The sequence below is a fragment of the Sphingomonas sp. P4_G3 genome, assembly GCF_056401105.1.
Genome location: NZ_JBFUJZ010000003.1, coordinates 197,209 through 208,589, shown reverse-complemented (window position 1 = coordinate 208,589; position 11,381 = coordinate 197,209). Strand labels below are relative to the sequence as shown.

Below are 11,381 nucleotides of genomic sequence, written 5' to 3'. Positions count from 1 at the left end.
CCTCGACCATCGCCTAGCGGCGCGGGCGCTGAGCCACGATCACAATCTCTTCACCGCATTCCCTCTCGATGCAGGTCGCTTCGAGCATCCTGTCTAGTTTCGTCACGATTGGACCGATCGAGACGGCGGTCGTCTTTGCCAGCCTGACCGCCGGCGTCTAATGCAGCCAGCGCCGCAGCCTGGTATTGCGTTCGGTGACGATCGCCGGCTTCGTCCTGCTGCTGTTCGCGGTCGGCGGCGCGCTCGCGCTTTCGCTGCGGCGCAACCAGAGCGCTTCCCCTGTCGTCAGTTTCCTTAGCAGCGGCTCGCCAAAACGCCGAAACGACGCCGATATGGACCGAATTCCCCGGGGACACATTGACGGCCGGCAAAATTTGCGCGTAAGCCAACCTATCGTTCCTACAGGATTTCTTTGCCAAACAGCAGGACTCAAGCGAACCTTTTCCTGTGTCTTCCGCGCTCGCCGCGGGCGGGGTTGCCATGACGGTGACTCCGTTGGTCGCGGGTATGTTGACGTAGTGGCGTATCGAGGCGGACTGCATGCTGGAACGGGAATTTGCTCTTGACGTGAGTCGCCTGGTTTGGCGCAGTTGGTCGCGACGCTTGGCGACGGGCATAGACCGCGTTTGCCGCGCATATCTGGAATACTTCGGAGATCGCTCGCAGGCGGTGGTTCAATATCGCGGCGTCGCTCGTTTTCTTTCGGCCGGCCATTCCGACGCGCTGTTCAAAATCCTTCTCGATGATGATGATGATGGTGAGAATTTCAGAAGAAGGTTGCTGGCGCTCGCGCCCAAGGCGTTGAGCGATTCGCAATCCGTACTGAACTGTGATGGCGCCTATTACATCAACGTCGGGCATACGGATATCGATCTCGATCGATCGATGCGCTGGATCGATACCTGCGGGTTGCGATCCATTTATCTAATCCACGACTTGATTCCCCTGACGCATTCGGAATTCTGCAACCCGAGTTCGATCGTCCGTCATCGCGGTCGCGTGACCAATGCACTCAATCATGCCGCCGGCATCATTACGAATTCGAACGCATCGGCGCGGGATTTGGAGCGCTTTGCTGTCGCGGAGGGTCTGCGCCTCCCGCCCGTCATTCCGGTCTGGCTCGGCGGCGCGCGGATCGAAAAGCCCGATGCGTTACCGTTCGCGGCGCACTCTTATTTCGTGTGTGTGGGGACAATCGAGGCGCGCAAGAATCATTACCTCCTGCTTCAGATTTGGCGCAGGCTGGTGGAACGTTTGGGCGCTGCCGCGCCACGGCTGGTGATTATCGGCCAAAAGGGTGCCCAGGCGAGCCATGTCGAAAATATGATCGAGCGATGCACAGCCATCCAAGATCATGTGATCACCCTGCCATATTGTTCCGATGAGGAACTGGGGCGTTGGATCGGCGCTGCACGAGCCCTGTTGATGCCGTCGTTCGCCGAGGGTTTCGGCCTGCCGATAATCGAGGCGTTGCAAATCGGCACTCCCGTGATCGCCAGCGACTTGCCATGCTTCCGCGAGATCGGCGCTGGCATCCCCACGTTGCTGGACCCGCTCGATGCAATGGCATGGGAGCAGACGATCACGGGATTCCTGGACAACGGGCCGGATCGCAGTCGTCAATATCGCCTTTTGCGTGACTATCGGGCGCCAACCTGGACGGACCATTTCGCGCAAGTGGAGGCGTGGCTCGAAACATTGCCGCGCCATGGCGCCGGTCGCAGGTTGCCGAGCTTGGCTGCCGCTGGTCCGAATGGGCGCAATTTCAGAAAGCCGCCGGACGACCGCCGAGCTGCGATGAGCCCGCTTCACCTTTTTACTCAGGCGACTTCTGAGCCGGCAAAGATCGAGCGATCACGAGTGCGACTTGATCAACAGTGGATCGAGACGCGTGCACAAGCGGCCTGGTCGCTGGGCTCCTGACCATGGATATCATGACCCACATTCACGATCGCGCCGAAGGCGCGGACCTGCTGGCTCGTTTCTTCGCCGAATTTCTCGACGAGAACGCGTTTTCCGAATTCCGCAGGATCGAGCGCCTATTCGATAATTTGCGCGAACAGGGTGCAACGGTTTCGGGGTATCCGGTTATCCGTCCGAGCGACTGCGCCCGGATCACGAGATCGCTCGACGAGTTTTTCGAGCAGTGCCGGCCACAATTCCGGACGTGCGATGTCAGGATCACCGAACGATTCGAGGAATTGATCGGCGCCTTTCACGCCTTTTGCCGCTCCATCTATCCGAGCGAGGCAGCCGCGGTGCTGGTGTTGCACGGTAAAGTTCTTCTGTTCATGGGCCGGATCGAACGGGTGATTGAGCTCGTCTCCCACCTCGCTCTCCGCCCCTATGCGGTCGAAAATAACCTCGGGCATTGCATCGAATTGGTCGAATTGTTCGGGCAAGCCCATTTGCAACGGGGCTCAGTTGCAGAGCAGCCGCTCTCCTTCATTGCCTTCGGCGCTTGGTTGTTGGCGCAGGCGAAAGGGCCGTCCACAGCCGCCGTGGCGAAAAGGATGGCGCCTTATGTCAACAACGAGCGCTCAGAGGGCGCCGCGCCCTTCAGGTTGCGGCTGATCCGGTGGGCAACCGCTGGGTATTTGCGGGCTATACGTGGTCATATCGGGATTCGAAGCAACGTCTCGGCCTTCTTAAGGCGGAACCTCTATCTCGGGCTGATGACGTTGGGCTACCTGACCCTGCGCCGCGCGCCTGGTCGCAATGCACCCTTCTCGCTACGAATGAACCAGGCGGGAAAAACCCTCATCACTCGCGGAATGGGCGGAATCGGCGATTTGCTGATGATGGCCCCCGGCCTGGCGGCGCTGGCCGAGCGGGAAAAGGTCGCGGTGGATTTCGCCATCCCGCGGAAGTTCTTTCCGGTTTTCGCCAACAATCCGCACGTCCGACTGATCGATATCGACGGACCGGCAATCGATATCTCTGCCTATCGGCGGTTCGTGAACCTGAGTTTTTGCCCCGCAGGCCAGTATGAAAGCCGCACACGTCCTTTCGTGAAGCGAGGCCGGGTAGAGATTTTCGCGCGAGCGATGGGAATTCGGTCGTCCGAATTGCAGAAGCAGGGCTGGCATATCGATCAGTTCGTTGATGCGGAGCGGGAAGCTTTTTGCGACGCGTTCTTGGCCGAAAGAGATCTGGGCGCGCGGCCCATCGTGGGTGTTCAGCCCTATTCACGCGACAGCTACAAGGATCACCCCAATATCCGCGGGATCATCGCGGCATTGGCGGTGCATTATGATGTCCTGATCTTCCATCATGTCGCCGACGGACTGCCCCAGGGGCCGGGCGTCGCCACTACCGCGGGTACGGCTCTTGCCAATTCTCTGGCACTTGTCTCGCGGCTAGATGCCATGGTCTGCGTGGATAGTGCGTTTCTCCACGCAGCTGCTGCACATCACATCCCGACCATCGCGCTTTTTGGCCCGACCGACGCGCGAACCTTTACCAGGCATCATCGCGATGTAACAATTTTGTGGAAGCCTCAAATCTTCGGATGCGTCCCTTGCTGGCGCAATGAGGACATCCCTTGTCGAATTACCGGACAGCGCTCGCTCAGCCCATGCCTTGCGGCCATCACAGCCGAAGAAGTGCTCGACGCGACGGCAAAAGCAATCGGATCGCCGCGATGACGGACCTGGATGATGCTCTGAAGCCATGGGTGCAGATCGCGACGCAACCGGCGGCGGATTCGCGGGCGCTGTTCCTCGATCGCGACGGAACGATCATCGAAAATGTCCCCTACCTTTCGGACGCCGATGCGGTCTCCCCGATCCCCGGGGCGACCGACGCGATCAATGCATTCCATAGTGCCGGCTTCGCGGTGGTCATCGTCACCAATCAATCCGGCGTTGCGCGAGGGCTGATCAGTCCGGAGCAGTACAATGCGGTGGATGCGGCGACCCGGGAGCAACTGGGTCGAGGATTTGTCAACGCGACCTATGCCTGCCCCTATCATCCCGAAGGCGAAGGACAATATGGCGGCGACCATGACTGGCGCAAACCAAATGGGGGCATGATAACGGCCGCCGCAGAGCATCTGCGGTTGGATCTTACCCGATCCGTGATGGTGGGCGACAGCCTGACCGACATCATGGCCGCGGCAAACGCCGGCGTCGGCGTCGCGATACACGTTCTGACGGGACACGGCGCGAGTGAACGCGATGCGGTGGAGCAATGGGTCGCGGACCAGAAAGCGGGGGGAGCTATGCCGCACGTGCGGTTCGTTTCGAGCATAGCCGCTATCTCGCCAGAGGACCTCGCATGATGCTCGTCGTATTGCCCCCGCGTTTGGCGACTTATCTGGACTTGGCTGTGCCGCCCGGTCTAACTGCGCGGACCCCACGAGTCGCCAAAAGCAGAGATAAGTGACGTGATGTACGCAGAAAATTTGCGCCACGCCGATATCGGCACGCCCTTCGACCCGCGGGTCTGGCTCCAGCTTTTCGACTATGAGCGTTTGCTTCAACCTGCGAAATTACCGGTGGTCGAGCGGTTCGACTGGTCGGGTCGTCCCGTCGAGCCCGGCTTTCGCCGCGTCCGCGTTATGGCGCGGCAGACATATGTCTTGAGCCATGCCGCGATCGGTGGGAGCCCCTCGGCTGCCGCAGCGGCTCCGCGTGCTGCCCGTGCGCTGATGGATCACGGTGTGGACGCCGGCCAGTTCCATTGTCGGCTTGGTCCGGACGGGGCAGTGCTCGATTCAACGGCGGACTTGTACGACATCGCGTTCGGCCTCTTCGCGATGGCATGGTGGTATCGCTATTCCGGTGACGAAATCGCTCTCTCCGTGGCCGAGCAATCGATCGCGCATCTTCGGGAACACCTCGCCAGTCCCTCCGGACGGGGTTTCGAGGCAAGGGCGGGCGGCACGGGCCGGCACGAACAGAACCCGCACATGCACCTTTTCGAAGCCGCGATCTTCCTCACAGCATTTTCGGCGCGACCGGCATTCCGCGCCCTGGCCGACGAGTTGTTCGCGCTGGCGGAAGACGTGCTGATCGACCGTGGCACGGACACGCTGGCCGAATTTTTCGATGACGAATGGCGGCCGATCGCAACTGACGGGGCCGTGCTCGTGGAGCCTGGCCATCATTACGAATGGGTCTGGCTCCTCCACCGGTACAGCGCCCTTGCAGATCAACCGCGGGCTTTTGCGATCGCTGACCGACTATTCGATTTCGCCCTTCGCCACGGCCATGACGTCCGCACGGGGCTGGTCCTTGCTGCCGTCTCGTCCACGGGGGAATCGCTCGGAACCGACCTGCGCGCCTGGCCGAACACCGAATTTCTGAAGGCCCAAATCGCCATGCGCGAACTCAGAGGAAGCCGGCCCGGCTTCAATGAGGCGGCGATCGAAACAAACATCAACCGTATCTGGTCATATTTCCTGAGGTCGCCAGCGGACGATATCATGGCCGGACTCCAGGATGGGATGTGGATCGATTGTGTCGAAGCGCAGGGCTATCGACCGAAAGGCGACCATGTGCCCGCGTCCACGCTCTACCATCTGTTTTTTGGCTTTTCCGAATTGCTCCGCGATCGCGGGGGTCACCCGCAATTCAGCGGGCTTCCATGGTAACAGCGCGGTTCACTCCGGTCGGCGGCACCGCCGAGAATCCCGCATCTGATGGCGTAACGAGAGCTGATATGTCGACGTACCTGCCCCAGCACTTCTCGTTCGACGGCGCGCGCGTGCTCGTGATCGGCGACATCATGCTCGACAAATTCCGCTATGGGTCGGTCAACCGGATTTCCCCGGAAGCGCCAGTGCCTGTCATGCATGTTTCCAGCGAGCAGGCGATGCTCGGCGGAGCCGGCAACGTGCTGGCGAATCTCGCCGCCTTGGACTGCGCCTGCGGACTGATCGCGGTGGTGGGAGAGGATGAACCGGGTCGGCATTGCCGGCGGTTGATCGAGAAGGTGGGGGCGAACCCTGAGTTGTTGGTCACTGCGCCGACCCGCATGACGACCCAAAAAACGCGGCTCGTCAGCGGTAGCCACCAACTCCTGCGGTGCGACGAAGAAGATGCGACGCCCATCGATGCCGAGCTCGAGGCATCGATCATCGAGCGATTTGACGAGGTCATCCTGGGCTATACGGCGGTTGCGATCTCGGACTATGCGAAAGGGGTCCTCAGCGATCGAGTGCTTCGGCACGTGATTTCCCGCTGCCGCGAGGCCGGCATTCCGGTCATAGTCGACCCCAAACGGCGCGATTTCGGGGTCTATGCGGGCGCCACCGTCATCAAGCCGAACCGGGCCGAACTCGCAGCCTATGTCGGCAGGCCTTGCCGTGACCTTTCGTCAAGCCGTGTAGCGGCCGATAAGGCCATGGAGGCGACGGGGTCGGCAATTCTGCTCACACTCTCCGAAGATGGCATGGCCCTGTTCAGACCGAACATGGAAATGCAGCATTTTCACGCTACCGCGACGGAAGTGTACGATGTCTCCGGCGCGGGAGACACCGCGCTGGCGATTTTTGCCGCGGGCATCGCGGCGGGCTTGCCGATGGACGAGTGCGTGATGCTGGCCAATGCCGGTGCCGGCGCCGTCGTGCGCAAGCTCGGCACCGCTACATTGAACCGTCTCGAACTGACCCGGGCCGTCCATGCGGTGGGCGATCCCCGGATCGGGGCGGTCTGCAGCCAAGAGGACGCCGCGATGCAGGTGGCGCACTGGAAACTCGAAGGGCTGCGTGTCGGCTTCACCAACGGCTGTTTCGACATCGTGCATGCCGGTCACATCGAGATCCTGCGGCAATCGCGTGCTCGATGCGATCGTTTGGTCGTGGGGCTCAACAGTGACGCGTCGGTGTCGCGGTTGAAGGGGCCCGACCGGCCGATCCAGCCCGAGTCATCGCGCGCGCAGGTGCTGGCGGCGATCGACGCGGTCGATCTGGTCGTGGTCTTCGACGAAGACACGCCGCTGAACTTGATCAAGACCTTGATGCCGACCGAACTGATCAAGGGTGCCGACTATAGCGAAGATGCGGTAGTGGGGGCTCATGAGGTCAAGTCTGCCGGCGGCCGGGTGCACCTGATCGACCTGATCCCTGGGCTTTCCACCACGCGCGCGGTCAAACGCATTCGCGGGGAATTGGCGCCGTCCTACCGAATCTGAAGGCCTGAATTGCATGTTGAGTCGCGCGTACACGAGAACAGGTAACGGTCGGTCATGATTCTAATTACGGGGGGCGCGGGCTTCATCGGCGCGAATATCGCCGTCGCTTTGCAGGGACGCGAGCCCATCGCGGTGCTGGACAGGTTCAGCGCCGACGACAAGTGGAAGAATCTCCGTCATGCACGGGTCGATCACTATGTCTTCCCCGAGGAGCTTGACGCGTTCCTGGCCGAGCACGGGCCCGCGCTGTCGAGCGTCGTCCATATGGGCGCGATAAGCGCGACGACCGAGCGGGACGTCGATCTTATCGTACGAACCAACCTCCACCTGAGCCGTACGCTTTGGGCCTTCTGCGCCCGCCGTGGCATCCCCTTCATCTACGCCTCATCGGCTGCCACCTATGGCGATGGCAGCTTCGGTTTCGACGATCGCTCCGACGACGCCCATCTCGGCCAATTGCGTCCGCTGAACCCCTATGGTTGGAGCAAGCTCGCCTTCGACCGCATGGTCCTCGATATCGTGCGCCGAGGCGAAGCAGCGCCGCCGCGTTGGGCAGGGTTGAAGTTTTTCAACGTCTATGGCCCGCGCGAGCAGCACAAGGGATCGATGCGGTCGGTGATGACCAGCAATTTCGATTCGCTGCGCGATGGCGGAAGCCTTCGCCTTTTCCGTTCCGATCGACCGGATTACCCCGATGGCGGACAGAAGCGCGACTTCGTCTATGTCGACGACTGTGTCGGAGTGATTTCCTGGATGCTCGACCACGAATTTCCGGCGGATCTCTACAATGTGGGTACCGGCAAGGCGCGGACATGGCTCGACGTGAGCGATGCCATGTTCGCCGCGTTGGAACGCGACCCGGCGGTCGAATTCGTCGATATGCCCCCGACGCTGGTCGGGCGATACCAATATTTTACCGAGGCACGGATGGAGAAGCTCGCCGGAATCGGCGCACCGATTCCCGCCACGAGCCTGCGCGATGGCGTGGCGGCGACCTATCGATATCTCGCGGCGGAAAGCGAATGAGCGCCGGCCAAGCCAAACTGCAATCGCTTCGTTTCACGACGGAAGAAAAACGCGGGCCACTGCGCACCTATCTCTCGGCGCATTACGGCCGCGTCCTGTTCGTCGCGGTCTTTATTCTTCCGACATTGTTGGCCGCCATCTATTTTGGGCTCGTCGCATCGGATCGATATATTTCGGAAGCGCGCTTCATCGTGCGCTCGGCCGACAAGCCAGCATCGCAGGGCGCGGCCGCGTACCTGCAGGATTTCGGCATCACGCGCGCCAATGACGATGCATTCGCGATCGCCGATTACATCCATTCGCGCGATGTGATGCAGGCGATCGAAAAGCAGATCGACATTCCCGCCGTCTATTCGCGCCCTGGCGCCGACATTTTCAGCCGTGTCGGCGGTCTATCGGGTAGGGCGAAGTCCGACGAAGCGTTGTTCCGCTATTTCATCCGACAAGTCGCGGTCGAGAAGGACCCCGAAAGCGGGATTACGGCGGTGAAGGTCAGCGCCTATCGACCGGAAGACGCCAAGGCGCTGCTCGATCGGATCGTCGCGCTGAGCGAAGCTCGGGTCAACCAGCTCAATGTCCGGGCGCGGCGCGACAGCCTGGCCGATTCCCAACGGGCGATGGACGACGCGGCACGCCGACTGGCCCAGGCGACGGTGGATGTCACTCGCGCTCGCGAGATTGCCGGTACCGTCGATCCGCAGCAGAGCGCGGGCGCCACGGTCGATCGCAGCTCTTCGCTTCAGCAGGAACTTGCCCAATTGCGGGTCACCCTGCAGACCATGGTGGCGCGGGCGCCCGGCAATCCATCGATTCCGGCGCTGCGCCAGCGCATCGCCGCACTTGCCGGGCAAGTGACGGCGCAACAGAACCAATTGACCGGCCGGCAAGGGTCTCTGTCCGGCAAGCTGGGCGATTACGAACAGCAGCAAGTCGAACGCGAATTGGCCGAAAAGGCCTATGAAGCCGCGCAGAAGCAATTCGATACCGCACGCTCGGAAGCGGATCGCCAGCAGGTCTTCATCGAATTGATCGCGCGGCCGAACCTGTCGGACGACCCTCAGGAGCCGCGCAGGTTGCGCTACATAATGACGGCCGCGTTGCTGTCGTTCTGGGCCTTCCTCATCCTTTACCTTCTGCTCTCGGGCAGCCGCGAACATTTGAATTTGAATTAGCGATGGCGGCTTCTCTCTCTTTCCCCCGGCTCCGGAAAAAGGCGCGGACTATCAACGCGCTGCTGATCCGCGAACTGATGGCGCGTTTCGGCCACCACAATATCGGCTTTTTGTGGCAGGTGATCGAGCCGCTGATGCTCACGCTCGGCGTGATGATCTCCTGGTCGTTCATCTACGGCGAGCGCAATCACGGCGTCCGTGTGATCCCGCTCGTGCTCACCGGATATACTTATCTGACGCTGTGGCGACATATGGTGGCGCGCCTGACGCACGCATTCCGACACGGCTCGGGATTGTTGTTTCACCGGAACGTCAAGCCGGCCGACATACTCGTGGCGCGTGGTTTGCTCGAGAGTATCGGGACGATCATCTCGTTCTTCGTCGCCTATATCCCATTGGCGTTGCTCGACGTGATTCAGCCCGTGGACGACTATCTCATTCTGCTGAGCGCCTGGACGCTGATGTGCGCGTTTTCGTTCGGGGTGGCGATGATCATCACCGCCTTGGCGCATTTTTCGGACGCGTTCGACCGCGTGGTCCAGCCGATCATGTACCTGATCCTGCCCCTCACCGGCGTGTTCTACATGGTCTATTGGCTGCCGGCGTCGTTGCAGATGATCGTGTCCTATTCGCCGCTCGTGAACATAATCGAGATGTTCAGGGCGGGCTATTTCGGTGCCGACGTGCCGACGACGTGGGACGTTGGCTACGTCGTCGTGTGGGTGATCGCGGTGAATGCCATCGGGTGGGTGTTGGTGCTCAAGGCGCAGCGGCATATTGAGCTGGAATGACGCCACGATGCGAGCTGGAAACCCTAAAGTGACGGACGAGACGTCGGACACCGTCAAACACCATCGTCAGCTGGTGCTCCTAGAAGGGGCCCAGGGCATCGACGATCGCGAGGACGTGACCGCGCGCCGTCGCGACCTCTTCCTGTTGGGTGTGTTTCTGGTCGTGGCGCTGGGGGCGGCGCTGTACAATTTCGTGATTGCGACCCCGCGCTACAGCTCCGAGTTCAGTTATGTCGTCCGCTCGCTCGACAGTTCGCACGAGCGCTTCAGCATTCTGAACGTTGCCGCGACCGGCGGCGGAAGCGACAATAGCGAAGCGATCGTGTCATTCGTGGGGTCCCGCGACATGTTGGCCCTGATCGATCGCGATGGCCTCATAACGCGCATGTTCGCCGCGAAGGGCATCGATGTCTTTTCCGCGTTTCCGTCCTTTGTCTCCGGGCATAGCCGGGAAGATCTATACCGTCATTTTCAGCATTATGTTCGCGCGTCGTTCGATCAATCGACCAATATCACCCATGTCGAGGTCCAAGCCTTCTCTCCCGGCGAGGCTCAGGCCATCGCCCTCCGCGTGATGCAGGCGTCCGAGCAAATGGTGAACGCGCTCAATGACCGGGCAAGGGCCAGCCTCGTCACCTCCGCGGAAAAGGAGGTCGACACCGCCAACGCGTCGCTGACGAGCACGCTGGACCAGCTCAACCGCACGCGCAACGACCTTCGGCTGCTCGAACCCAAGTTGGAGGCTGGCGCCGCGATCAAGAATTCGTCGGGCGTCGCCAGCGAACTGGCGCGGAGCAATGTCGAGCTCGCTCAGACGATGCGCGTCGCTCCGAACAGCCCCGCGATGGGCCAGTTGCGCGCCCGTCGCGCCGCGCTCGAGGCCGAATTGTCGCGGCAGATATATGCGTCGGCAGGCGCTCCTGGCTCGCTAGCCGAGCGGACCCGCCCGTACGAGGAATTGAATGCCAAGCGTGACATCGCCGAAAAGCACCTGCTGGCGGCCAGCCTGGCGCTTGCCAGCGCACGGGCGAGCGCAGGGCGGACGCAATTATATGTGGAACGCATTTCGCAACCCAATCTTCCCGATGAGCCTCGGTATCCGCGGGGTTTGGTCAATTTGCTGATCACCATGGCGCTCGCTCTTGGCGTGCTGTGGATCGTCCGCTCGCTTTCGGAATTGTTTCTCGACCATGACTAGTTTGCCGGACCTTCTCATCCCGCCTCGGGAAAAACCCGTCGCTCCCAAGCGGCGCGA

Annotated in this window: 10 protein-coding genes; 9 read left to right on the top strand and 1 reads right to left on the bottom strand. The window is 61.3% G+C overall.

Annotation, left to right across the window (positions count from 1 at the left end; genetic code table 11):
* Positions 1-50: 50 nt before the first annotated feature.
* The gene (locus AC1DQQ_RS09080; protein ID WP_478044940.1) at positions 51-482 is read right to left on the bottom strand and encodes a hypothetical protein; all 432 of its coding nucleotides are present in this window, start codon (positions 480-482) and stop codon (positions 51-53) included.
* A gap of 58 nt (positions 483-540) precedes the next feature.
* On the opposite strand from AC1DQQ_RS09080, the gene AC1DQQ_RS09075 reads away from it, so the two are divergent.
* The 9 genes from AC1DQQ_RS09075 (at position 541) to AC1DQQ_RS09035 (ending at position 11,324) form a co-directional block, all read left to right on the top strand.
* Positions 541-1,923 (top strand): glycosyltransferase family 4 protein, encoded by a 1,383-nt coding sequence (locus AC1DQQ_RS09075; protein ID WP_478044938.1) that lies wholly within the window; start codon positions 541-543, stop codon positions 1,921-1,923.
* A 2-nt stretch (positions 1,924-1,925) separates the two neighbouring features.
* Positions 1,926-3,647 (top strand): glycosyltransferase family 9 protein, encoded by a 1,722-nt coding sequence (locus tag AC1DQQ_RS09070; protein ID WP_478044936.1) that lies wholly within the window; start codon positions 1,926-1,928, stop codon positions 3,645-3,647.
* Entirely contained in the window at positions 3,644-4,282 is a 639-nt protein-coding gene (locus AC1DQQ_RS09065; RefSeq protein ID WP_478030691.1) for a D-glycero-alpha-D-manno-heptose-1,7-bisphosphate 7-phosphatase, read from the top strand. Before AC1DQQ_RS09070 ends, AC1DQQ_RS09065 begins: the two co-directional genes overlap by 4 nt.
* A 108-nt stretch (positions 4,283-4,390) precedes the next feature.
* The gene (locus tag AC1DQQ_RS09060) at positions 4,391-5,596 is read left to right on the top strand and encodes an AGE family epimerase/isomerase (RefSeq protein WP_478040592.1); all 1,206 of its coding nucleotides are present in this window, start codon (positions 4,391-4,393) and stop codon (positions 5,594-5,596) included.
* A gap of 68 nt (positions 5,597-5,664) precedes the next feature.
* Positions 5,665-7,137 carry a D-glycero-beta-D-manno-heptose-7-phosphate kinase gene (gene rfaE1, locus AC1DQQ_RS09055; protein WP_478039433.1) on the top strand — a complete coding sequence of 491 codons (1,473 nt, stop codon included), beginning with the start codon at positions 5,665-5,667 and terminating at the stop codon, positions 7,135-7,137.
* Between the two features lie 54 nt (positions 7,138-7,191).
* A complete protein-coding gene (gene rfaD, locus AC1DQQ_RS09050) occupies positions 7,192-8,163 on the top strand; it encodes an ADP-glyceromanno-heptose 6-epimerase (RefSeq protein WP_478039435.1) in 972 nt (323 codons plus the stop codon).
* Positions 8,160-9,335, top strand: coding sequence for a KpsE/RkpR family capsule polysaccharide export protein (locus tag AC1DQQ_RS09045; RefSeq protein ID WP_478030686.1), 1,176 nt, complete (start codon positions 8,160-8,162; stop codon positions 9,333-9,335). The genes rfaD and AC1DQQ_RS09045 overlap by 4 nt, the downstream gene beginning before the upstream one ends.
* A 2-nt stretch (positions 9,336-9,337) precedes the next feature.
* Positions 9,338-10,126 carry an ABC transporter permease gene (locus AC1DQQ_RS09040; protein WP_478030684.1) on the top strand — a complete coding sequence of 263 codons (789 nt, stop codon included), beginning with the start codon at positions 9,338-9,340 and terminating at the stop codon, positions 10,124-10,126.
* A complete protein-coding gene (locus tag AC1DQQ_RS09035) occupies positions 10,113-11,324 on the top strand; it encodes a KpsE/RkpR family capsule polysaccharide export protein (RefSeq protein ID WP_478039437.1) in 1,212 nt (403 codons plus the stop codon). Before AC1DQQ_RS09040 ends, AC1DQQ_RS09035 begins: the two co-directional genes overlap by 14 nt.
* Positions 11,325-11,381: the final 57 nt, after the last annotated feature.

Bases quoted from the DNA above. Each gene is read 5' to 3' on its own strand.
- AC1DQQ_RS09075 (WP_478044938.1), top strand. From the start codon at position 541: ATGCTGGAACGGGAATTTGCTCTTGACGTGAGTCGCCTGGTTTGGCGC.
- AC1DQQ_RS09070 (WP_478044936.1), top strand. From the start codon at position 1,926: ATGGATATCATGACCCACATTCACGATCGCGCCGAAGGCGCGGACCTG.
- AC1DQQ_RS09080 (WP_478044940.1), bottom strand. From the start codon at position 482: ATGGCAACCCCGCCCGCGGCGAGCGCGGAAGACACAGGAAAAGGTTCG.
- rfaE1 (WP_478039433.1), top strand. From the start codon at position 5,665: ATGTCGACGTACCTGCCCCAGCACTTCTCGTTCGACGGCGCGCGCGTG.
- AC1DQQ_RS09060 (WP_478040592.1), top strand. From the start codon at position 4,391: ATGTACGCAGAAAATTTGCGCCACGCCGATATCGGCACGCCCTTCGAC.
- AC1DQQ_RS09065 (WP_478030691.1), top strand. From the start codon at position 3,644: ATGACGGACCTGGATGATGCTCTGAAGCCATGGGTGCAGATCGCGACG.
- AC1DQQ_RS09045 (WP_478030686.1), top strand. From the start codon at position 8,160: ATGAGCGCCGGCCAAGCCAAACTGCAATCGCTTCGTTTCACGACGGAA.
- rfaD (WP_478039435.1), top strand. From the start codon at position 7,192: ATGATTCTAATTACGGGGGGCGCGGGCTTCATCGGCGCGAATATCGCC.
- AC1DQQ_RS09040 (WP_478030684.1), top strand. From the start codon at position 9,338: ATGGCGGCTTCTCTCTCTTTCCCCCGGCTCCGGAAAAAGGCGCGGACT.